Annotated in this window: 17 protein-coding genes and 9 tRNA genes; 3 read left to right on the top strand and 23 right to left on the bottom strand. The window is 40.7% G+C overall.

Features of this window, described 5'->3' with window-relative positions; translation table 11 throughout:
- Window positions 1-56: 56 nt before the first annotated feature.
- The 7 genes from whiA to uvrB all read right to left on the bottom strand — a co-directional run bounded on the left by whiA (window position 57) and on the right by uvrB (window position 10610).
- Window positions 57-992 carry a DNA-binding protein WhiA gene (gene whiA, locus FFM63_RS00130; RefSeq protein ID WP_137608314.1) on the bottom strand — a complete coding sequence of 312 codons (936 nt, stop codon included), beginning with the start codon at window positions 990-992 and terminating at the stop codon, window positions 57-59.
- A gap of 128 nt (window positions 993-1120) precedes the next feature.
- Window positions 1121-2119 carry a gluconeogenesis factor YvcK family protein gene (locus FFM63_RS00125; protein WP_137608313.1) on the bottom strand — a complete coding sequence of 333 codons (999 nt, stop codon included), beginning with the start codon at window positions 2117-2119 and terminating at the stop codon, window positions 1121-1123.
- Window positions 2116-3003 carry an RNase adapter RapZ gene (gene rapZ, locus FFM63_RS00120; protein WP_137608312.1) on the bottom strand — a complete coding sequence of 296 codons (888 nt, stop codon included), beginning with the start codon at window positions 3001-3003 and terminating at the stop codon, window positions 2116-2118. The genes FFM63_RS00125 and rapZ overlap by 4 nt, the downstream gene beginning before the upstream one ends.
- Window positions 3004-3338: 335 nt before the next feature.
- Entirely contained in the window at window positions 3339-4052 is a 714-nt protein-coding gene (locus FFM63_RS00115) for an amino acid racemase (protein ID WP_137608311.1), read from the bottom strand.
- Between the two features lie 2 nt (window positions 4053-4054).
- Window positions 4055-5311, bottom strand: coding sequence for a carboxylate--amine ligase (locus FFM63_RS00110; protein ID WP_137608310.1), 1257 nt, complete (start codon window positions 5309-5311; stop codon window positions 4055-4057).
- Between the two features lie 101 nt (window positions 5312-5412).
- Window positions 5413-8235: an excinuclease ABC subunit UvrA gene (gene uvrA, locus FFM63_RS00105; protein WP_137608309.1), complete on the bottom strand. Its 2823-nt coding sequence runs from the start codon at window positions 8233-8235 to the stop codon at window positions 5413-5415.
- A 383-nt stretch (window positions 8236-8618) separates the two neighbouring features.
- The gene (uvrB, locus tag FFM63_RS00100; RefSeq protein ID WP_137608308.1) at window positions 8619-10610 is read right to left on the bottom strand and encodes an excinuclease ABC subunit UvrB; all 1992 of its coding nucleotides are present in this window, start codon (window positions 10608-10610) and stop codon (window positions 8619-8621) included.
- Between the two features lie 244 nt (window positions 10611-10854).
- Between uvrB and FFM63_RS00095 the strand changes: the two genes are divergently transcribed.
- Together FFM63_RS00095 and FFM63_RS00090 are read left to right on the top strand one after the other, a co-directional pair.
- Complete coding sequence (locus FFM63_RS00095) at window positions 10855-13017, top strand: amino acid ABC transporter substrate-binding protein/permease (protein WP_137608307.1); 2163 nt, start codon at window positions 10855-10857, stop codon at window positions 13015-13017.
- Between the two features lies 1 nt (window position 13018).
- On the top strand, window positions 13019-13756 hold the full coding sequence (locus tag FFM63_RS00090) for an amino acid ABC transporter ATP-binding protein (RefSeq protein WP_137608306.1): 738 nt from the start codon (window positions 13019-13021) through the stop codon (window positions 13754-13756).
- A gap of 130 nt (window positions 13757-13886) precedes the next feature.
- Here FFM63_RS00090 and tuf read toward each other — a convergent pair whose 3' ends face one another.
- Window positions 13887-15074 (bottom strand): elongation factor Tu, encoded by a 1188-nt coding sequence (tuf, locus tag FFM63_RS00085; RefSeq protein ID WP_137608305.1) that lies wholly within the window; start codon window positions 15072-15074, stop codon window positions 13887-13889.
- Window positions 15075-15311: 237 nt separating this feature from the next.
- Here tuf and FFM63_RS00080 point away from each other — a divergent pair, with 237 nt between their 5' ends.
- Window positions 15312-15566, top strand: coding sequence for a hypothetical protein (locus FFM63_RS00080; RefSeq protein ID WP_137608304.1), 255 nt, complete (start codon window positions 15312-15314; stop codon window positions 15564-15566).
- A gap of 95 nt (window positions 15567-15661) precedes the next feature.
- On the opposite strand, the gene ilvA is transcribed toward FFM63_RS00080, so the two are convergent.
- The 15 genes from ilvA to FFM63_RS00005 form a co-directional block, all read right to left on the bottom strand.
- Window positions 15662-16918, bottom strand: coding sequence for a threonine ammonia-lyase IlvA (gene ilvA / locus FFM63_RS00075; RefSeq protein ID WP_137608303.1), 1257 nt, complete (start codon window positions 16916-16918; stop codon window positions 15662-15664).
- 14 nt (window positions 16919-16932) lie between these two features.
- Window positions 16933-17928 (bottom strand): ketol-acid reductoisomerase, encoded by a 996-nt coding sequence (ilvC, locus tag FFM63_RS00070; RefSeq protein WP_137608302.1) that lies wholly within the window; start codon window positions 17926-17928, stop codon window positions 16933-16935.
- 48 nt (window positions 17929-17976) lie between these two features.
- Complete coding sequence (ilvN, locus tag FFM63_RS00065) at window positions 17977-18453, bottom strand: acetolactate synthase small subunit (protein ID WP_137608301.1); 477 nt, start codon at window positions 18451-18453, stop codon at window positions 17977-17979.
- The gene (gene ilvB / locus FFM63_RS00060) at window positions 18454-20160 is read right to left on the bottom strand and encodes a biosynthetic-type acetolactate synthase large subunit (protein WP_137608300.1); all 1707 of its coding nucleotides are present in this window, start codon (window positions 20158-20160) and stop codon (window positions 18454-18456) included. It abuts the gene before it with no gap.
- A gap of 11 nt (window positions 20161-20171) precedes the next feature.
- Window positions 20172-20357 (bottom strand): hypothetical protein, encoded by a 186-nt coding sequence (locus FFM63_RS00055; RefSeq protein WP_137608299.1) that lies wholly within the window; start codon window positions 20355-20357, stop codon window positions 20172-20174.
- A 458-nt stretch (window positions 20358-20815) separates the two neighbouring features.
- Complete coding sequence (locus FFM63_RS00050) at window positions 20816-21406, bottom strand: GNAT family N-acetyltransferase (protein ID WP_212741160.1); 591 nt, start codon at window positions 21404-21406, stop codon at window positions 20816-20818.
- A gap of 376 nt (window positions 21407-21782) precedes the next feature.
- Window positions 21783-21855: transfer RNA gene (locus tag FFM63_RS00045), tRNA-His, on the bottom strand.
- A 55-nt stretch (window positions 21856-21910) separates the two neighbouring features.
- Window positions 21911-21994 (bottom strand) — tRNA-Leu (locus FFM63_RS00040).
- Window positions 21995-22020: 26 nt separating this feature from the next.
- Window positions 22021-22091 (bottom strand) — tRNA-Cys (locus FFM63_RS00035).
- A 65-nt stretch (window positions 22092-22156) separates the two neighbouring features.
- Window positions 22157-22228: transfer RNA gene (locus FFM63_RS00030), tRNA-Gln, on the bottom strand.
- A 10-nt stretch (window positions 22229-22238) separates the two neighbouring features.
- A tRNA-His gene (locus tag FFM63_RS00025) sits at window positions 22239-22311 on the bottom strand.
- A 14-nt stretch (window positions 22312-22325) separates the two neighbouring features.
- A tRNA-Trp gene (locus FFM63_RS00020) sits at window positions 22326-22396 on the bottom strand.
- An 8-nt stretch (window positions 22397-22404) separates the two neighbouring features.
- Window positions 22405-22485: transfer RNA gene (locus FFM63_RS00015), tRNA-Tyr, on the bottom strand.
- Between the two features lies 1 nt (window position 22486).
- Window positions 22487-22562, bottom strand: a tRNA-Phe gene (locus FFM63_RS00010).
- A gap of 31 nt (window positions 22563-22593) precedes the next feature.
- Window positions 22594-22669 (bottom strand) — tRNA-Asp (locus FFM63_RS00005).

Here is a 22669-nt window from a genome sequence, read left to right as displayed (position 1 = left end):
AATACCGTCCCTCAGAAGTTAGCTTTTTGCGCTAGCTTTTGAGGGGCGGTTCTATTTTAAACGGTTCTTTTTCGCAAATTATCAGCAAAATCATTGATCTTTCGAATGCGATGGTTGATGCCTGATTTAGAGATTGCGCCTGAAGGAATCATTTCACCTAATTCTTTTAAACTGATTTCAGGGTTTTGAATTCTTAATTCAGCAATTTCTTGCAATTTTTCCGGCAATGATTGCAGTCCGACAGTCGCTTCAATAAAATGAATATTTTCAATCTGCCTTGAAGCGGCATCGATTGTTTTATTCATATTAGCAGTCTCGCAATTAACTAAACGATTCACCGAGTTGCGCATGTCGCGCACGATCCGCACGTCTTCAAATTTCAGCATCGAATTGGTCGCACCGATCAACGTCAAGAAGTCGGCGATTTTCTCTGCCCCTTTTAAATAAGTGATAAATCCATTACGCCGCTCCAACGTCCGTGCATTAAGTTCGAATTGATTCAACAAATCACAAATATCTTGATTGTGTTCTTCATAGATCGAAGAAATCTCCAAATGATAGCGACTTGTTTCAGGATTGTTGACTGAACCGGAAGCTAAAAACGCGCCGCGCAAATAGGCTCTTGTCTTTTCATCAGACTGTTTAATCTCATTGGCGATATGGGCTTGGAACATCATTCCATCCATGATATCTAAATCCAATAGTATATTTTGAGTCCCTTGTTTCAGCCGAACAATGTAAACATTGTTTTTCTTCAACTTCATCTTCCGACGTACCAGTAATTCACTGCGCACACCGTAATGTTCCTTCAACAAAGTAAAAATCCGACGAGCGATCGCCGCATTTTCAGTCTGGACATTTAAAACAAATTGATGATTGCTCAAACTAAGTGAGCCATTCATTCGAATCAAAGCAGCCAGCTCAGCTTGTGCGAGATTCTTTTGGACTGTCAGACTCGTTAATTCTTTTTTTACTTCTGCTGCGAAAGACATGACGAGCCCTCCTTTTTTAAATTGGTAAAATTATTTTTATATAGCAGAACCTGCTATTTTTTTTGCTAAACACTTCTGATTTTGAGGATTGCACTGCTTTGGCAAATAATAGAAGCAGTCTGCCTTGTTTAAAGTTTTGCCCCAAAAACAATTCGGAACAATTCATCTACGACTTTTTCACCATCGTGGAACACACCGCCGTCACGCAGTTTCAAAAAATCCGTTGAAACGACGCGGCAGCCTTCTTCTCTTAATCCATTAAAATCATGTGTTACTTGCACCAAATATTCATCATAGATCTCAGGATCCATGTAACCTGCTGGAACTTTTTCAGTATTGACCAAGACAGTGTCAATAAAATGGCTGCCTAAATGTTTATGCAGTACACGAATGTGATCCGCGTCGCTAAAATGCTCGGTTTCACCTTTTTGTGTCATGATATTGCAAATATAGACTACTTCCGCAGCCGTCGTCCGAACGGCTTCGCCTAATTCTTCAATCACCAAATTCGGCAAAATACTCGTAAATAAAGAGCCCGGGCCTAATACGACCATATCCGCTTCATTGATAGCATTCACAACTTTACGCGCCGCATGAACCGCTTCTTGACCATTTTTTTCAGTGACGTAAACTCTTTCGATCGTCTTGCGATCAAGAGCGATTTTTGATTCGCCGATTGCACTGGTCCCATCAGTAAAATCCGCATGCAAGATCAATGGCGTTTCCGATGAAGGATAAATATGCCCATCCACATGCATCATCTTAGAAAGCAACTGGATCGCCTCATAAGTACTGCTGCGCATCTCTGATAAAGCCGCGATCAATAAATTCCCGATCGTATGGTTGGCTAAAAACTTATCGTCTTCATGAAAACGATATTGAAATAGATCTTCATACAATTTAGGCATATCAGATAATGCCGCCAAAACATTGCGTAGATCCCCGGGTGGAGCCATATCGATCGAATCGCGTAATTCACCACTGCTGCCGCCATCATCTGCTACAGTCACGACTGCTGTGATCTCTGCACTTTGGTTGCGCAGGCTTTTTAGAATGACCGGCAGTCCCGTTCCGCCGCCGATCACAACGATTTTAGGCTTGCGGATACGGTATGTCTTCATTTTCATGAACGATTCACCGTCTCTTTCCGCTTGTCCTTGTCGCGGTGAGTAATATTCACTCGGTAATCCGCCTCAGCGATTGCTTTGCCTATCCTCTCGGTCAAGGCAACTGAGCGATGTTGGCCGCCAGTACAGCCGATTGCAATCGTCAACGAGCTTTTGCCTTCTTTGATATAACCTGGCAAAATATCCATGATCAAGCGGACAAAGTTCGTATAGAAATTTTCCGTTTCAGTAAAAGACATTACATAATCATAGACAGGCTTGTCTAACCCAGTCTGCGGACGCAGTTCTGGAATGTAGTGGGGATTTGGTAAAAAACGAACATCCATTACGATGTCAGCATCGATCGGCAATCCATATTTGAAGCCGAAAGAAACGACTTCGACATGGAATCCTACATCGTCTTTTTGTTTAAAGGATTGATTGATCTTTTCGCGTAATTGTCGCGGCGACAATTCAGTCGTATCGATCATCAGCGTTGCACGATTTTTTAAGTCCTCTAAGATTGCACGTTCCTTGCGAATCCCTTCTGTGATCATCCCGTCCATTGCTAACGGATGGGCGCGGCGAGTCTCTTTGTATCGAGAAACAAGCTCCTCGTCTGAACAATCTAAAAATAAAATACTCGTATCGATGAAGCCAGTATTTTCGATCTCTATCAACATCTTTTGGATATCTTCAAAAAATGAACGCGAGCGTAAATCCACTACCAACGCGATTTTAGTTACCTTGCCTGATTCACGGATCAATTCCCAAAATTTTGGAATCAGCCCCGGAGGCATATTATCTACACAAAAATAGCCCATATCTTCAAAGCTTTGAATTGCGACGGTTTTCCCTGCGCCGCTCATACCAGTAATGACAACTAAATGTAAACTATCAGTCATTTGTGTCACTCCTTTCACATAATTAGAGAATCATTTTGCAAAAAATGATTCTGATGGTTGAACCCTTGATTTTATTCCCAAGATTTTTTTAATTTAATCCAACTAGATTGCTTCTTTAGCAACTATTCTTGGATTACTTAAATTTCTGACCACACAAAAAGATGCTAAAGAAACTGAACGTTAGCTTCCTTAGCTATCTATAAAAATTATAACACTCCTGGCGTGTCTTTGCTACTTATTTATAATTCTTTACCTTTTCCTAATTCTTCTCTTTTTATTCATTTTACTGATTTCTTGATTGTCCTTCTAGTTATAAAACTAAAAAAACAGACCTCCTACTTGGAAGATCTGTTTTTTAATGCATGCTCGATCGTGCGATCAGCTAAAATCGATTGCGCATCGATGACAGGATATGGAACGTCTTCTGTCAACTCTTGGACCAAAGAAAGTTCTGTACAACCTAAAATAGCATTTTGACAACCATATTTTTCAAAAACATCTGAAAGAATCTCTAAATACAGTTCACTATTGATGAAATCATGTTCTTTTACATCATGATAGATCAAATAGTTGACCTTGTCTTGCAGCTCTTTTTCAGGAACCAGGACTTCAAAACCGCGCGCTTCTAGTTCGCTCTGATATACTTTCGCAGTCATCGTACCAGCCGTCGCCAACACAGCGATTTTCTCGCCGGGTTGGTGGTGCCGAGTGACTTCATTTACCGCTTCGCGCGGCATATGCAAGATGGGGATTTTTGTTGCCCCTTGTAATTGTTCAAAGAAATAGTGCGCCGTGTTGCACGTCAGCACAATAAAATCAGGTTGCAATAAATTTTGCTTCTCAATATCATCTAACAAAAACGGCAACGGATTCGCCGCTTCATGATCCAAAATATACGCCGTCCGATCAGGAATGGTGGCATGGTTGAACATCACATAATTCAAATATTCTTGATCATTGTGTGCCTGCGTCCGCTTATTCAAGATGCGAATAAAGCTTTCGGTCGCCATCGTTCCCATCCCACCAAGAATACTAAAGAAATTTTCCATGCTTAGCCTTCTTTCTCTTTAAAGAATAAATCGAAGCGTCCTTTATATTTGCTGAACATATATTTCATTAAGATCCAACGCATTAAGGACATATCTTTTTTATAAAAGACCGTTGTTCCCCAATGATCCTTTTTGATCAATGCTAGAGCTTGTTCTTTATCTGAATTATTTCGCGCAAATTTTTCAAACACACTTTTTGGTACACCCATCCACAACATCGCTGTTTCAGGTTCTGCTTTGCCATAAAGTGTTTCGGTAAATGGTTTTTCAAAGACGCGATCTTCAGTCACAAATCGGGCCAGATTAAAGCCGTTTAATGTCGCAAAGAAACTGCTGCGGCCTTGACGCAAATTGATCTCGAATAATTTATACTCGCCATCTCGAGGGTCGTATTTCATATCAAAGTTTGCAAAACCAGTATAATTGATTTTTTCTAAGAACCCTTTGATCGTTTGATAGATTTTCTCATTATATTCCGGCATGATCGCTACATAGTTACCGATTGCTTCTGGCGAAGGGTCTTCCAGCAGCGGATGCCCTAGGCACATCATTCGAACGTGATGATTTTGATCAACATAAGCATTTAAAACCCGCATATTGCTGTCATCACCAGGAATAAAATCTTGTGCAATCATTTCGCTCGTGTAACCCGCTTGATAAATTCGTTCAATGATCGTATCAAACTCATCGCGTGTATCTAAAATAAAGGCTTTTTTACGTCCTTCAAAATCGATTGACAACCATTCGACACTATTCGCAGGTTTCAATGCGATTGGAAAATCAAATGGCAAGTCTTGTTTCAATTTGCCGGCTTCCAGCATATCTTCTGTAATAATGAACGTATTAGGATAAGGCAAATCATATTTTTCGCAGATGTCATAAAAGCTGACTTTACTGATCAATTGTTGCAGCAAATCAAACTCAATGTATGGGCAGACAAACCATTCAGAAAGTTCTTCTTTGTGTTGGGAAACCAATTCCGCATACCCATCGCCGCAAGCGATCACTAAATATTTTGTTGCAGGGTCATTATAAGTGTTTTTTCCCAGTTCACGCATTTGTTCCATAAATACAGGATCTTTGTCGAATCCCGGAACAACGTGGACATTCACGATTTTACTGTACTTTGTCGGTGCCAACTGCAAACCGGCATAAGCTTCAGAAACGATTCCGTAAGCTTCGTGAAAAGAGCGTGCCATCCCATACACATTGATGTCGCTGCCTAATAAAATCGGTACAAATTTTTGTTTTTCATTCATATTCTCTTACACCTTCTCATTCTAAATCCTTGATAATCATACCATAAAGAAAAATGCAAGCAAAGGAGAATCCTTTACTCGCATTTTTACTTATCAGTTATTTATTTTTTGAGTACGCGGTTTAAATAATACCCGGTATAACTCTCTGGTACTTCAGCGATTTCTTCCGGCGTCCCCGTTGCTAAAATCGTGCCGCCGCCATCGCCGCCTTCTGGACCAAGGTCAATGACATAGTCGGCAGATTTAATGACATCTAGATTGTGTTCAATCACTAAAACAGTATTACCGGCATCAACAAACCGTTCAAGGACTTTTAACAGCCGTGCGATATCATCGGTATGCAAACCAGTCGTCGGTTCATCTAAAATATAGAAATTTTTACCGTTCGAATTTTTATGCAATTCGCTGGCAAGCTTCATCCGTTGCGCTTCTCCGCCAGACAAAGTCGTCGCCGGTTGCCCCATCGTAACATAGCCTAGACCGACATCCACGATTGTTTGCAGTTTGCGGTGGATCTTCGGAATGTGTTTGAAGAATTCAACCGCATCTTCTACAGTCATTTCTAAAATGTCTGCAATATTTTTACCTTTGTAATGGACATCCAATGTTTCTGAATTGTAGCGTTTGCCATGACAAACTTCACACGGAACATAAACATCCGGTAAAAAGTGCATTTCGATCTTAATAATCCCATCGCCGCGACAAGCCTCACAACGACCACCTTTGACGTTGAAACTGAATCGACCCTTCTTGTATCCGCGAATTTTTGCTTCATTCGTTTGAGCAAATAGATCACGGATATCATCAAACACACTCGTATACGTCGCTGGATTGCTTCGCGGTGTTCGACCGATTGGACTTTGATCGATATCGACTAATTTCTCGATATGTTTATAACCAGTGAGTTTCTTGAACTTCCCGGGTTTATTTGAATTACGATTTAATTTTTGCGCCAGCGCCTTTTTCAAGATCTGATTAACTAGCGTTGATTTTCCTGATCCTGAAACTCCGGTAACTGCAACAAATTTTCCTAGCGGGAATTCTGCATCAATATTTTTCAAATTGTTTTCAGCTGCGCCGGTAACTTTGATTTTCTTACCATTTCCCTTACGGCGTTCTTTCGGTACAGCGATTTCTCGTTTTCCTGATAAATACTGACCGGTTAGTGAGTTAGGATTTTCTTCGACCTCTTTAGGCGTTCCGGCCGCCACGATCTCGCCACCTTGATCTCCCGCGCCAGGCCCTACATCAATCAAATAATCTGCCGCACGCATCGTGTCTTCATCGTGCTCTACTACGATCAGAGTGTTGCCAAGATCACGCATTTTTTTCAATGATTCAATCAAGCGGTCGTTGTCTCTTTGATGTAGACCGATTGACGGTTCATCTAAAATATACAGAACCCCCGACAAGTTTGATCCGATTTGTGTTGCTAAACGAATCCGTTGGGCTTCTCCACCAGATAAAGTTCCAGCGGCCCGACTCAATGTCAAATAATCCAAGCCGACATTTCGCAAAAAACTTAAACGGTCTTTGATTTCTTTTAAGATCGGTTTAGCAATGATTTTTTCTTGTTCACTCAATGCAACTGTTTCAAAGAATCCCAACGTGCCATTTATCGAAGCTTCACTAATTTTCCCGATATTTTCACCGTTGATTTGAACGGATAAAGCTTGCGGATTCAAGCGATAACCATGACACGTTTGACAAGTCAATTCTGTCATGTACAAACGCATTTGATCGCGCGTAAAGTCGCTATTTGTTTCTTTGTAGCGGCGATCGATGTTGCTGATGATTCCTTCAAAAGGAACTTCCACATCGCGAACCCCGCCAAAATCATTTTCATAATGGAAATGAAAATTTTCACCATTGGAACCATTCAAAATAATTGCTTGATGTTCTTCAGGCAATTCTTCAAAAGGCGTATCCATATCGATTCCAAAACTCAAACAAGCTTGTTCCAGCATTTGAGGATAGTATTGTGAGCTGATCGGATTCCAAGGAACTAACGCGCCTTCACGTAAAGTTTTGCTTTGATCAGGAATCACTAGATCCATATCGACTTCCAATTTTATTCCTAAACCGTCACAATCCGGACAAGCACCAAACGGCGCATTAAATGAAAACAAGCGCGGTTCAAGTTCGCCAACAGTAAAACCGCAATAAGGACAAGCGTAATGTTCGCTAAACAACATTTCCTTCTCACCGATCACATCAACGATCGCATAGCCTTCTGCTAAGCGCAATGCCGCTTCAAATGAATCAAACAACCGTGAACGGATTCCTTCTTTAACAACGATCCGGTCGATAATGATCTCGATGTCATGTTTTTTATTTTTAGTCAGCTCTGGTGCTTCTGTTACATCATACAATTCACCATCAACGCGCATGCGGACATAGCCTTCTCGCTGGATCATTTCGAAAACTTTTTTATGTTGCCCTTTTTTCTTCGCAATGACTGGCGCCAAAATTTGAAGCTTCGTCCGTTCAGGCAATTCTAAAACTTTGTCGACCATCTGCTCTACAGATTGTGAAGTAATTTCAATGTGGTCATTGGGACAAATCGGATGTCCGACGCGAGCATACAACAACCGCAAATAATCATTGATCTCAGTTACCGTACCAACTGTCGATCGAGGATTTTTGCTCGTCGTTTTCTGATCGATAGAAATCGCCGGACTCAGACCATCGATACTGTCGACATCTGGTTTATCCATTTGGCCTAAAAATTGACGGGCATATGCAGACAAACTTTCTACATAGCGGCGCTGACCTTCCGCATATAGTGTGTCAAAGGCCAACGAACTTTTCCCCGAACCCGATAAACCAGTAACAACTACCATTTTGTCACGAGGAATCGTGACATCTACATTTTTTAAATTGTGAGCACGCGCTCCGTGAATTACAATCTTATCATTCGCCATTTATATCTCCTATTTCAATTCAATGTATTCATTTTTTAAAACTAAAAAATGAGTCTTATTTTCATTACGTATACCATTCTGCTAAACCGCTGGTCATCAATATTGTTAAAAAGCTGAATAGTCGCTCTTTTGATTCTGTTATCTACAAAAAGCAGAACTGGCATCCTATTTCAATTCAATGTATTCATTTTTTAAAACTAAAAAATGAGTCTTATTTTCATCACGTATACCATTCTGCTAAACTGCTGGTCATCAATATTGTTAAAAAGCTGAATAGTCGCTCTTTTGATTCTGTTATCTACAAAAAGCAGAACTGGCATCCTATTTCAATTCAATGTATTCATTTTTTAAAGAAAAAAATGAGTCTTATTTTCAATATCTTTTTATTCTGCTGCTTTTAATTCTAAAATGGTATCACGTAAGGTTGCCGCTGTTTCAAAATCAAGGGTCTTGGCTGCTTCACGCATCTCATCTTCAAGTTTTGCAATAAGCTCTTTCCGCTCTGCTTTTGACATTTCTTCATAAGAAGTCGTGTCGTAAGTTCCGGTCTCTTCTGCCACTTTGCTGATAGAGATCAGATCACGAATCTCTTTGATGATCGTTTTTGGTACCATCCCATGATCTTCGTTATACTGCTGCTGAATAGTACGTCGACGGGTTGTCTCATCCATTGCGCGCTGCATTGAATCCGTCACTTTATCAGCATACATGATTACTCTTCCTTCAGAATTCCGCGCTGCCCGACCAATCGTTTGCACAAGTGAACGCTCACTGCGCAAGAATCCTTCTTTATCTGCGTCTAGGATCGCTACTAGCGAAACTTCAGGCACATCCAAGCCTTCACGCAGCAAGTTGATTCCGATCAGTACATCAAATTTACCTAATCGCAGATCACGAATAATTTCCGTCCGCTCCAATGTTTTAATATCGCTGTGCAAATACTTGACTTTGATTCCCAACTCTTTGAGATAATCCGTCAAATCTTCTGACATCTTCTTCGTCAGAGTCGTGACAAAGACACGTTCATTGCGTTCGGCCCGTTCATTTATTTCGCCGACAAGATCATCGATCTGCCCCATGATTGGACGCACTTCAATGACCGGATCTAATAAGCCGGTCGGACGAATGATCTGTTCTACTACCGTGTCAGTTTGTTCATGCTCATAGGGGCCAGGTGTTGCCGAAACGTAAACGATCTGGTTTACCCGTTCTTCAAATTCTTTCAACTGTAATGGACGATTATCTAATGCTGATGGCAAACGAAATCCATAATCCACCAACATTTGCTTACGTGCTCGGTCTCCATTGTACATTCCTCGAACTTGAGGCATTGTTACGTGCGACTCATCGACTACTAATAAAAAATCTTCAGGGAAAAAGTCAATCAGTGTGTAGGGCGGTTCGCCTTCTTTACGACCGTCCATGTGCCGCGAATAATTTTCGATCCCAGATGTATAGCCCATCTCACGCAACATTTCGATATCGTAATTGGTCCGCTGTTCTAACCGCTGCGCTTCCAATAATTTATTGTCATTCCGCAGTTCGGTCAATCGCTCAGCCAGTTCCGTTTGGATATTGCTGATTGCCACTTCCATATGGTCTTCATTTGTTAAGAAGTGAGTGGCCGGGAAAATCGCAACGTGTTCGGTTTCTCCGGTAATTTCTCCCGTCAACGCGTCAACTTCCCGAATTCGTTCGATTTCATCCCCAAAAAATTCCACGCGCAAAGCTCGTTCATCGCGTGAGGCAGGAAAAATTTCTACTACATCGCCGCGAACCCGAAAACGGCCCCGCTGAAAATCAATGTCATTGCGTTCAAACTGAATATCGATCAAATTTCGCAGCAATTGATTTCGATCCATTTCCATCCCGACCCGCAATGAAACGACTTGTTCCAAATATTCTTTAGGTGAACCCAATCCGAAAATACAAGAAACTGAAGCAACAACGATCACATCGTTGCGCTCAAGCAATGCACTAGTTGCCGAGTGCCGCAATTTGTCGATCTCATCATTAATACTCGAATCTTTTTCAATATAAGTATCACTAGAAGGCACATAAGCCTCAGGTTGATAATAATCATAATAACTAACAAAATACTCCACCGCATTGTTAGGAAAGAATTCCTTGAACTCACCATATAATTGGCCCGCCAATGTCTTATTGTGGGCGATGATCAAAGTCGGTTTGTTGACTTCCTTGATTACATTAGAAATTGTATAAGTCTTCCCTGTACCGGTGGCGCCTAAAAGTATTTGTGCTTTTTTTCCATCGACGATTCCTTCGGCTAATTGTTTGATGGCCTCAGGCTGATCGCCAGCAGGCTGATATTTTGAATGAAGGTCAAACGCAGTATCCGTTACTCTTTCAATCACACAAAAATCCCCCTTTTTATATTCACTAAACAAAGATTTTCCGTTTTAAAATTATAGCATACCGAACATATTTTCGCCATTTTTTGTACTTGTTCCAAAAAATTTCCATAAACTCTAATGTCATATTTTGTTACATGACGTGTCATTAAATTACGATTTTTTTTGATCTAACGCTAAACTCCCTTGTATTTTAAGCTTAAACTAACATATAATAAACAAATGATAAGTACTTAGGAGGATTATTATGAGAAAAAACAAATTAATTCCATTCTTCGTTTTCTTAATGGCAAGTATTTTCACACTAGGCTTTGCTAGCAAGACGAACGCTGCAGAAAAAACATATAAAATCGGAACGGATCTGACTTTTGCGCCTTTCGAGTTTCAAAATTCTGATGGCGAATACATAGGAATCGATGTTGACTTACTTAACCAGATAGCTGAGGATCAAAATTTTAAAATAGATTTACGTCCCTTAGGTTTCGACAGTTCAATCCAAGGCGTACAATCAGATCAACTTGATGGCATGATCGCCGGTATGAGTATCACCGACGAACGAAAAAAGACTTTTGATTTCTCTGACCCTTATTTTGACAGCGGCATTCAAATGGCCGTTAAAAATGATAATAAAGATATCAAAGACTACAGCGATTTAAAAGGAAAAACGGTTGCTGCTAAAATTGGCACGGAAAGCGCGACTTTCTTAAATAAGAACAAAGACAAATATGGCTACGAGATCAAACAATATGAAGCTGCCGATGCCATGTACAACGCATTGACAAATGGCAACGTTGAAGCAATTTTTGATGATTACCCCGTTTTAGGGTATGCCGTAACAAATGGCCAATCCTTTAAAATGGTCGGTGATCCAGAAAAAGGCAGCTCGTATGGCTTTGCTGTAAAAAAAGGCGAAAACAAAGAGCTGCTGAAAAAATTCAACCAAGGCTTGAAAGATTTAAAACAAAACGGCAGTTATGATAAAATCGTCAGCGAATATATCTCTACCGGTTCAAATGACTCTGCTGCTTCAAGCGAAATGAAAAAGATCGAACCGAAAAAAGATGTCTATGTTATTGCTAGTGATTCAGCGTTTGCTCCTTTTGAATACAAAGACAGCGATGGCGAATATAAAGGGATCGATGTGGATCTGTTAAAACGGATCGCAGAATTACAGGGCTTCAAAATCGACTTCAAATTTATCGGGTTCTCTTCTGCGATGCAAGCCCTAGAATCTGGTCAAGCAGATGGCATGATCGCCGGCATGACGATCACTGATGAACGAAAAGCAAACTATGATTTTTCTGACCCTTACTTCCAAAGCGGTATCCAATTAGCCGTTGCTAAAGACAATAAAGACATCAAAGACTATGAAGATCTAAAAGGAAAAACGGTCGGTGCCAAAGTTGGAACGGAAAGTGCTGATTTCTTAGAAGCGCATAAAAAAGAATATGGCTACACTATCAAAAGTTTTGATGCGGCCGATCAATTATATGATGCATTAAAAGTCGGATCGATTGACGCGATGATGGACGACTACCCTGTTATCGGTTATGCGGTGAAACAAGGGCAAGAATTAAAAACGCCGATCAAGCGTGAAGTCGGTGGCGAATATGGTTTTGCAGTCAAAAAAGGGCAAAACTCTGAACTTAGCGAAATGTTCACTGAAGGGTTGAAAGAATTAAAACGTACAGGCGAATACGATGAAATCGTAAACCAATACATCGGTTCAGGCAGCGAAGAAAAACAATCAACGGTTGATGAATCAACAATTACCGGTTTATTAAAAAACAACTATAAGTCATTATTAGACGGTTTATGGAAAACGATCATCTTAGCATTGGTTTCCTTTGGACTAGCATTAGTCGTTGGTGTTATTTTCGGTCTATTCCGTGTTTCTCCTGTCAGCAGCTTGCGGATCATCGCTGGGATCTATATCGATATCATCCGCGGAATCCCGATGATGGTCTTAGCCTTCTTTATTTTCTTCGGTCTGCCAGGGATCACAGGAATCAAAATTCCTGACTTTGCAGCCGGGATCATCACTTTAACTTTGAATGCTAGTGCTTATATCGCTGAAATCGTCCGCGGTGGGATCAATGCAGTACCCGTAGGACAAATGGAAGCTTCCCGCAGTTTGGGACTTTCATATAATCGGACAATGCAAAAAATTATTTTACCGCAAGCCGTGAAGATCATGATCCCTTCTTTCATCAATCAATTTGTTATTAGTTTGAAAGATACAACGATCATTTCTGCAATCGGTGTGGTCGAATTGTTGCAAACAGGGAAAATCATCGTTGCTCGGACTACCCAAAGTTCTTACGTATATTTGATTATCGCGATCATGTACTTGATCTTGATCACGATCTTAACCAAGTTAGCAAACCGTTTAGATAAGAAGGTGAAATAAGATGGATAAAAAAATTGTCGTAAATCATTTAGTAAAAAAATTCGGAGACAACACCGTTCTGAATGACTTGAATATCAGCATCAGCGAAGGCGAAGTTGTTTGTATCATTGGACCATCTGGTTCAGGGAAAAGTACCTTCTTGCGTTGTATGAATCGTTTAGAAGAACCAACTTCTGGTGAAATTATTATTGACGGGCAAGATTTGACGGATAAACATACAAATATCAACTTAGTCCGCCAACACATTGGAATGGTTTTCCAACATTTCAATTTGTTTCCCCATCTGACTGTTTTAGAAAATATTACATTGGCTCCGTTAGATTTAAAAAGTGGAAAAAAAGATGCCGCTGAAAAACGAGGCGTCGAATTACTCACTCAAGTTGGACTGGCTGAGAAAAAAGATGTCTACCCTGACAGCTTATCTGGCGGACAAAAACAGCGTGTCGCGATTGCGCGGGCATTAGCAATGGACCCTGACATCATGCTCTTTGATGAACCAACTTCTGCGCTTGACCCTGAAATGGTCGGCGATGTCTTGAAAGTTATGAAAGACTTAGCTTTGCAAGGCATGACGATGGTCATCGTTACGCATGAAATGGGCTTTGCTAAAGAAGTTGCTGACCGAGTGATCTTTACTGATGGCGGAAAAATTTTAGAAGACGGCACACCTGAACAAGTCTTCAATAATCCCCACAACCCACGAACACAAGATTTCTTGAATAAAGTCTTAAATATCTAACAGCAAAAAACGTGAAATCTTTTTAGATCTCACGTTTTTTTATGCTTGTCTGCTGAATAATAAACTAACTCAATCCTCCTAACCATAAAAAAAGAACACCGCAAAAATTGCGGTGTTCTTTGCTAACTCATTAAGCCTCGATTTCAGTTACGATACCTGAACCAACAGTCCGTCCGCCTTCACGAATTGAGAACGTTGTTCCTTGTTCTACAGCGATTGGGTGGATCAAGTCAACATCGATCGTTACGTTATCGCCGGGCATTACCATTTCAGTACCTTCTGGTAATAAAATGTTACCCGTTACGTCAGTTGTACGGAAGTAGAATTGAGGACGATAGTTGTTGAAGAATGGTGTATGACGTCCGCCTTCTTCTTTTGTCAATACGTATACTTCAGCTTTAAATTTCGTATGCGGTGTAATTGAACCTGGTTTAGCAAGTACTTGACCACGTTCGATTTCATCACGAGTGATTCCACGTAGCAATACGCCAACGTTATCACCAGCTTCACCGTAATCCAATGTTTTACGGAACATTTCAAGTCCAGTTACGATTGCTTTTTGAACTTCTGGTTTGATTCCGATGATTTCAATTTCGTCACCGACTTTTACTTCACCACGGTCGATACGACCAGAAGCGACAGTCCCACGGCCAGTGATTGAGAAGACATCTTCCACTGGTAATAAGAATGGTTTGTCATTGTCACGTTCTGGTGTTGGAATGTATTCATCCACTGTATCCATCAAATCAAGGATTACTTGTTCTTGTTCAGGATCACCTTCTAAAGCTTTCAAAGCGGAACCTTTAAGAACAGGAATATCGTCACCTGGGAAACCATATTCAGAAAGTAATTCACGTACTTCCATTTCAACTAGGTCGATCAACTCTTCGTCATCCACTAAGTCGATTTTGTTTAAGAAGACGATCAAGTGTTTAACACCAACTTGACGTGATAGCAAAATATGTTCACGTGTTTGCGGCATTGGACCATCCGTAGCAGATACAACTAAGATCGCACCGTCCATTTGAGCAGCACCGGTGATCATGTTTTTCACATAGTCCGCGTGTCCTGGAGCATCAATATGGGCATAGTGGCGTTTTTCTGTTTCATATTCTACGTGAGCCGTGTTAATAGTAATTCCGCGTTCACGTTCTTCTGGTGCAGCATCGATACTAGCATAGTCTTGAGGGTTTGCTAGACCTTTCTTACCTAATACCGTTGTGATTGCTGCCGTTAATGTTGTTTTACCGTGATCGACGTGACCAATGGTACCAATATTAACGTGTGGTTTACTTCTATCATAATGTTCTTTTGCCATAATAAACAAACCTCCTAAAATATAAAAAAATTCTTACGGATATAGTGTAAAACATTTTTAGCTAAATGAAAAAGATTTACACTTTTACTTTTTGTAAGTAACTATCCGAGATCATAATACATCAGAATTGGTCAAACTCCAAATGATTCGTCTCCTATCTACTGGACGAATGATTTTAATTACGCAATAATGAAGATAGCCTCTGATTTCAAGAAATTTTTAGCTAGGAGTGAGTGAATGAAAACCTTTGAGGAAAAGATTCAACAATTCCCAGAAAACATAAGAAAAGCCTGGAGTATCGGCTTTGTTTTTATGTATAACGAAAAGACCTTTCAACATTTTCCAGCCCGCCAATGGACGGATTCGCAAATTAAAGCGTACTTTAAAGAGACCTATAGCAGCTCTTCAATCATTATCGCTCATCCTGAATCCAGACTAAAAGAAGTTCAAATTGATAACCATCCCGCTTGGATCGTTGTCGTTCCCTACTGATCAATTTTTTTGCCTACTACGATACGATAAACTTTTCAGACTTGATTGAAGAAAAAAAGACGATGACCGTTTAATGTCATCGTCTCGTTTTAGTTTTAAACCAATAAATCGTATAATGTTTTGTTTTGACTTAATTCAATATAGGTTGAATCGAATTTTTCCAATCGTTTTAACAGATTTGGCAAAGTTTTCGGCTCTTTTAATAATACACCGATCACAACTGGCCCCTTGCCACGATGACTCTTTTTAGTATATTCAAAACGAGTAATGTCATCGCCTTTGTCTAAAACTTCTGAGACAAATTCTTTCAACGCGCCCGGTCTTTGCGGAAAATTCACAACAAAGTAATGTTTTTGTCCTTCATAGATCAACGAGCGTTCTTCGATTTCGGCCATCCGATTGATGTCATTATTCCCACCACTGATGACACAGATCACTGTTTTGCCTTTGATCTTTTCTTTCATAAGATCTAACGCAGCGACACTTAATGCCCCAGCTGGTTCAACAACGATCGCTTGTTTGCCATATAATTCTAAAATCGTTGAACAGATCAAACCTTCATCGACTGACATCAATTCATCGACGTATTCTTTACTATGCAAATAAGTGATATCACCGACCCGTTGAACCGCCGCACCATCGACAAATTTATCGATTTCTGTTAACGTCACCGGCTGATCTTTGGCAAAGGCTGCTTGCATTGAGGCAGCCCCTTTTGGCTCAACACCGATTATTTTTGTATCTGGTGAAGTGTTCTTCACATAAGCAGAAACGCCGCTGATCAATCCGCCGCCGCCAATTGCTGTGATCACATAATCAGGTTTATACCCTTCGCTTTCTGCATCAGTCATCATTTCTAAAGCCAATGTTCCTTGTCCAGCAATGATGTTTCGATCATTGAAAGGATCAATAAAAGTCATACCGTTTTCTTCGCAATACTTTCTCGCAGCAGTCGCAGAAGCATCAAACGTATCGCCGACTAAATGAATATCAGCAAATTCGCCGCCAAAGAATTGAACTTGAGAAACTTTTTGTTGCGGTGTCGTTGTCGGCATGAAAATCGCAGCTTTTGTCTTTAATTCCTGACAAGTATAGGCGACTCCTTGCGCATGATTGCCCGCGCTCGCACACACTACACCTTTTTTCAGTTCAGACTCCGGAAGTTTCTTAATGGCATAATAAGCGCCGCGTAATTTAAATGAACGGACTTTTTGCAAGTCTTCACGTTTCAAAAGAATCGTTGCTTGATATTTTTCAGATAAATAACGATCATATTGTAACGGTGTATGATTTACGGAGTTCTTTAGTAATTGATACGCACTTCGAACTTCGGTATCTTTGATTAATCCCATCAGCTATCCCCCCATTAATCCTTGCGACTTACAAATGGCATCATTTTTCTTAATTCGCTGCCGACTGCTTCGATCTGATGACCGGCACTTTCCGCGCGCATTTTCTTGAATTCTGGGAAGCCATTCGCATTATCTTCAACAAAGGCTTTAGCAAATTTTCCATTTTGGATATCCGTCAAGATATCTTTCATCCCTGCTTTAGCTTGTTCAGTGATTACGCGTGGACCAGAAACGTAGTCGCCATATTCAGCGGTATTAGAGATTGAGTTGCGCATTTTTCCGAAACCACCTTCATAGATCAAATCAACGATCAATTTCATTTCATGACAAACTTCAAAGTAAGCCAATTCTGGTTGGTATCCGGCTTCAACTAATGTTTCAAATCCGGCTTCGATCATACTTGTCAAGCCGCCGCAAAGAACCGCTTGCTCACCGAATAGATCGGTTTCTGTTTCTTCTTTAAAGGTTGTTTCTAACACGCCTACTCGAGTAGCCCCAATTCCTTTTGCATAGGATAATGCCAAATCTTGAGCGGCTCCTGTAGCATCTTGATGAACAGCGAATAAAGCAGGTACCGCGAATCCTTCAGCAAAGGTACGACGAACTAAATGACCTGGGCCTTTAGGAGCAACTAAGAAAACATCCACGTTTTTAGGTGGTTTGATTACGTCAAAATGAATATTGAAGCCATGAGCAAAGGCAACGGCATCGCCTTCTGCCAAATTTGGCGCGATTTCTTTTTCATATAAAGTTCCTTGGATTTCATCTGGAGCTAAAATCATGACCACTTGGGCTTTTTTAGTTGCTTCATTTACAGAAAATACATCAAATCCATCATTACGAGCTGCCTCAGCGGATTTTCCTTCACGGATACCGATTACGACTTGATGGCCTGTGTCTCTAAGGTTTTGTGCGTGTGCATGGCCTTGTGAACCATAACCTACCACAGCGATTGTTTTTCCTTCTAAAGCATCCTTTTCTACTGCATTATCATAATAAACTTTAACCATAATTTTTTTCCTCCATTTTTTTAAACTATATTAAAAGCATTTCTGCTATTAACCTCTATTAAATCCGGTTACCCCGGTTCGAGCCAATTGTTTGATACCATAAGGCCTCAATACATCGATACAAGCGTTGACTTTTTCAGTAGAACCCGCAACTTGAACTACGATCGTTTTTAATCCCACATCCACGACATCTGCGCGAAATGGATCGATCATTGCTTGAATCTCCGAACGGGTTGCCGCTGGAGCGTTGACTTTGATCAATGCCAATTCTCTTTCTAGATGCGGTTCATCGGTAATATCAGATACCTTAACAACATCAATTTGTTTATTTAGTTGTTTGGTAACTTGTTCCACATCGGCTAAGGTATCTGCTTGGATAATGATCGTCATTTGCGACTCCCCTGCTCGTTCTGTTCGGCCGACGGAAACACTATCCATATTTACTTGTCGTCGATTCAAAACACTTGTGATTCGACTCAGCACCCCTGCTTGATCATGAACCATTGCCGTAATCATTCGCCTCATTTAATCAACCCCCAACATTTGATCATTTGGCATTCCAGCCGGAATCATTGGTAATACGTGTTCACGATTGCTAATCATCACTTCGATCAGCATAGGTCCTGGTGTGGCAAAAGCTTCTTGCAATTCTTTATCCAAAGTAGCTGGATCTGTGATTTTTTTACCGCCGATTCCATAAGCTTCAGCCATCTTCATAAAGTCAGGCTGTTCCTGGAAAACGGATTGAGAACGCCGCTCATTGAAGAATTTTTCTTGCCATTGCCGAACCATCCCAAGTGATTGATTGTTCATCAAGACAAACTTGATATCCAAATTATTTTGATTCAAGATTGCTAACTCTTGATTCGTCATCTCAAACCCGCCATCTCCAACAAAAACTACTACAGAATCATTTGGTTTACCAAATTTCACACCGACTCCAGCAGGTATCCCGTATCCCATCGTCCCAAGACCGCCGCTTGTAATCAGCTGTTTAGGGAATTGGAATGGATAAAATTGAGCTGCCCACATTTGATGTTGACCAACATCAGTGACTACATACGACTTGCCTTCAGTGATCCGACCGATGATCTCAACCACTTCTTGCGGTTTGATGACTTTTTCATCCCGTTCATATTTCAATGGATGCTTCCGTTTACGTTCGTTACAAAGTTCCCGCCATTCGTCATAGTCAGGCGAACCGATTTCAACTGCCAACATTTGCTGCAAAGCAATTTTTGCATCACCGACGATCGGTACATCCGTTGGAATAACTTTTCCGATTTCAACTGGGTCAACATCGATATGAGCGACTTTTGCATATGGCGCAAAGGCTTCCGGCGAACAGGCTAAACGATCATCAAAGCGGCTGCCGATGTTGATCAACAGATCTGTCTCCATCAATGCCATATTGGCTGCATAAGCTCCATGCATCCCGCCCATCCCAAGAAAATTAGGATGCTCATGGGGCAATAGCCCTAAGCCTAATAATGTGTTAACTGTTGGCAATTGATATTTTTCAACGAACTGTCGCAACTCTTCTCCGCCATTAGCGGCAACTACACCAGCGCCAGCCAAAACAAGTGGTTTCTTTGCTTGTTTCAATAGATTCATCAATCGTTCGATCTGTAAAGTTGAAGGTGTCGTCGTAGGCTGATAACTTTCCAGCTGAACAACATTTTCAATTTTAGGATTAGACTTCAATGTCGTAATATCCTTTGGCAAATCGATCAATACAGGACCCTTTCTGCCAGTCGTCGCAATGTGAAAAGCTTCGCTGACAATTCGCGGCAATTCTTCAATATCTCGAACCTGATAATTATTTTTAGTGATTGGGACTGTGATTCCTAATATATCAGCTTCTTGAAAAGCATCTTTGCCAATTCCTGCCCGCGATACTTGTCCTGTGATAACTACTAACGGTACTGAATCGATCATTGCGTCAGCAATTCCAGTCACCACATTGGTCGCGCCAGGTCCGCTGGTAACGATCACGACTCCTGGTTTGCCAGTGGCTTTAGCGTATCCCTCTGCAGCATGAACTGCTCCTTGTTCATGACGAGTAAGAATATTCGGAATAGTTTCATCATAAAGTGAATCATATAATGGCAAGACGGCCCCGCCAGGATAACCAAAAATCAATTCTACTCCTTGATTTTCCAAACATTTGATTAATATGTCTGCACCTGTTTGTAGGTCTTCAACTTCCACCTTTTGCTTCATTTCTTCCATCCTCATTCCTCCTATACTTCAGACACATTCATTAGGCTGTTCGTGTCCGCTAAAGCTGTTACTGAGTAACTTTTGTCTTTACTGCCAATATCTGAGTCACCCGTAATAGCACCATACCGATTTCTTGCTTGATCAGTAGAAAATAACCTTCCAACTGCCCCCGCATCGATTCTTTTTTTTAATTGAATATTTCTCACTACTCACATCTCCTACCTTCAAAAAAGAGCATCCCATCAAGAAATGGGATGCTCTTGCAAGAGTCCCATTTCTTAACGCAAACAGGACTCAAACTAACGGTTGTTTCTCCGCGTTCTAAGCCCTGGACATAATAATTAATAAGACGATACCGTCATAGTTATTGTATTTTCTTGTATGCATAATAATCGTCTCCTTGTTTTTTAATGATGTTTTAATCTTTTCAATACTATACCTCCCATTAAATTAAAAGTCAATGAGTTTTCAGAATATTTTCTAAATAATATTCTCCAACTTATTTCATAAAGGTTTTCTGACTAATTGTGTACTTATCTAATTTCTATCGACTTGAAAGAAGCTTCAAATTCAAGGTACAAAAAAAGCCCGACAAAAATTGTCCGACTTAATTAATAATTTGATTGATAGAAAAGGTGATCAAAACAGCCTCACAATTGAATTATCATTTATTTAATTGAAAAGATACAAAAGAATTGATCTTTAATCTCTTCGCTTGACTTGGAGAAAGATTCTTGCGTTTTGTCTCAGCAAAACCTAGCTTGCGATATAACGACATAGCTGCTAAGTTAGTGTCTGCCACCTCTTCAATGACGTAATGTGCATAAGGAGTCTGTTCAATAATATATTCGATTATATTTGAAGCCACCCCCTGCTTTCTAAATTCCGAAGCGACACCAACAAATTCAATCGAACCTGTATTATTTGGCGGATTTTTAAACGGGGCTTCGAATTCTTTTTTTAATACTTTAGCAGCAATCGTTCCTTTAAACCAGCCAAAATGCTTTTTCAGCTCCTCTTTTTCTAAGACTAGACTCTTATCATAACAATTGGTGCAAGCGACAAAGCCTGCAATTTTTTGATCCACTACAGCAACATAAAATTGATCCAACTGAAAAGAGTGACTGAATGCTTTTGCTATTATATTCTTATCCTTTGAAAAAAATCCTAGCCATTGAGTAAAACCATCTGCAAAAATAATTCCTAATTCTTCACGGCAATCAAATGGCGATCTATCCGCCCGATAAATATCCATAATCACACCTCCTTCGTATTCACTAGTCTCAAGTATATCGATAGACTGATGCCGCTGTAAATGGGCCTTGAGTCCCATTCTATGGATATAATTACATATTGTTATTATTTATCAAGAATTCGGTTAAATGCTGCGTCATTCCAGATTATTCAATATTTCTGTATTTCTGAAAATGGCTTATAGCCCCACATATTAAATCATATCATCTAAAAAAAGAATCACCAAAAGAACTCACCTATCAAAAGATTCTTATTTTCAATTTCTGCAATTCATAATCAAAACTATCAATCATGCTATGAAACCCAATAACAGGTGATTTTCAGAACATGCAAAAAAAAGAGACCAGACACTTGTCTCTGATCTCTTTTCGTTTTAGGGCGAGAGATGGGAATCGAACCCACGCGTGTCGGAACCACAATCCGATGCGTTAACCACTTCGCCACACTCGCCATGTTGCTATTCAATTTCAAATAAAAAACCAAGATGATTGAGCATCTTAGTTTATACCGGCGGCCGGGGTCGAACCGGCACGCCCGTGAGGGCACTGGATTTTGAGTCCAGCGCGTCTGCCAATTCCGCCACGCCGGCATATCAATAATACTATTTTAGTACTAAGGCGGTAACCGGATTTGAACCGGTGATGAAGGTTTTGCAGACCTCTGCCTTACCACTTGGCTATACCGCCATTATACTATTAATTTTTTCTCAGAACAAGCTTATCAATAAAATTTCTTGATAATTTCTGAAAAACTGGGGTAGCTGGATTCGAACCAACGCATGAGGGAGTCAAAGTCCCTTGCCTTACCGCTTGGCTATACCCCAATAATACAAGGGCGAACGATGGGAATCGAACCCACGAGTGCCGGAGCCACAATCCGGTGCGTTAACCACTTCGCCACGATCGCCATATTAATAAAAACAGGGGCAGCAGGAATTGAACCCACACTAACGGTTTTGGAGACCGCTGTTCTACCTTTAAACTATGCCCCTGAAACAAATGGAGGAGAGTGGATTCGAACCACTGAACCCTAAGGAACGGATTTACAGTCCGTCGCGTTTAGCCACTTCGCTACTCCTCCATGGTGGCGCGGGACAGAATCGAACTGCCGACACATGGAGCTTCAATCCATTGCTCTACCAACTGAGCTACCGAGCCATACTATTTTAAAATTAATTTTTTAATTAAATGGCGGTCCCGACGGGATTTGAACCCGCGATCTCCTGCGTGACAGGCAGGCATGTTAACCCCTACACCACGGAACC

The organism is Enterococcus pingfangensis (assembly GCF_005405205.1).
GTDB classification, from domain to species: domain Bacteria; phylum Bacillota; class Bacilli; order Lactobacillales; family Enterococcaceae; genus Enterococcus_A; species Enterococcus_A pingfangensis.
Note: the sequence above shows the minus strand (reverse complement) of the source record. Positions and strands in the feature narration are given on the sequence as shown.

Coding starts and splice junctions, on each gene's coding strand:
- tuf (WP_137608305.1), bottom strand. CDS start 15,074: ATGGCAAAAGAACATTATGATAGAAGTAAACCACACGTTAATATTGGT.
- ilvN (WP_137608301.1), bottom strand. CDS start 18,453: ATGAGGCGAATGATTACGGCAATGGTTCATGATCAAGCAGGGGTGCTG.
- FFM63_RS00080 (WP_137608304.1), top strand. CDS start 15,312: ATGAAAACCTTTGAGGAAAAGATTCAACAATTCCCAGAAAACATAAGA.
- whiA (WP_137608314.1), bottom strand. CDS start 992: ATGTCTTTCGCAGCAGAAGTAAAAAAAGAATTAACGAGTCTGACAGTC.
- ilvA (WP_137608303.1), bottom strand. CDS start 16,918: ATGGGATTAATCAAAGATACCGAAGTTCGAAGTGCGTATCAATTACTA.
- FFM63_RS00050 (WP_212741160.1), bottom strand. CDS start 21,406: ATGGATATTTATCGGGCGGATAGATCGCCATTTGATTGCCGTGAAGAA.
- ilvB (WP_137608300.1), bottom strand. CDS start 20,160: ATGGAAGAAATGAAGCAAAAGGTGGAAGTTGAAGACCTACAAACAGGT.
- FFM63_RS00115 (WP_137608311.1), bottom strand. CDS start 4,052: ATGGAAAATTTCTTTAGTATTCTTGGTGGGATGGGAACGATGGCGACC.
- FFM63_RS00090 (WP_137608306.1), top strand. CDS start 13,019: ATGGATAAAAAAATTGTCGTAAATCATTTAGTAAAAAAATTCGGAGAC.
- uvrA (WP_137608309.1), bottom strand. CDS start 8,235: ATGGCGAATGATAAGATTGTAATTCACGGAGCGCGTGCTCACAATTTA.
- ilvC (WP_137608302.1), bottom strand. CDS start 17,928: ATGGTTAAAGTTTATTATGATAATGCAGTAGAAAAGGATGCTTTAGAA.
- FFM63_RS00110 (WP_137608310.1), bottom strand. CDS start 5,311: ATGAATGAAAAACAAAAATTTGTACCGATTTTATTAGGCAGCGACATC.
- FFM63_RS00125 (WP_137608313.1), bottom strand. CDS start 2,119: ATGAAAATGAAGACATACCGTATCCGCAAGCCTAAAATCGTTGTGATC.
- rapZ (WP_137608312.1), bottom strand. CDS start 3,003: ATGACTGATAGTTTACATTTAGTTGTCATTACTGGTATGAGCGGCGCA.
- FFM63_RS00095 (WP_137608307.1), top strand. CDS start 10,855: ATGAGAAAAAACAAATTAATTCCATTCTTCGTTTTCTTAATGGCAAGT.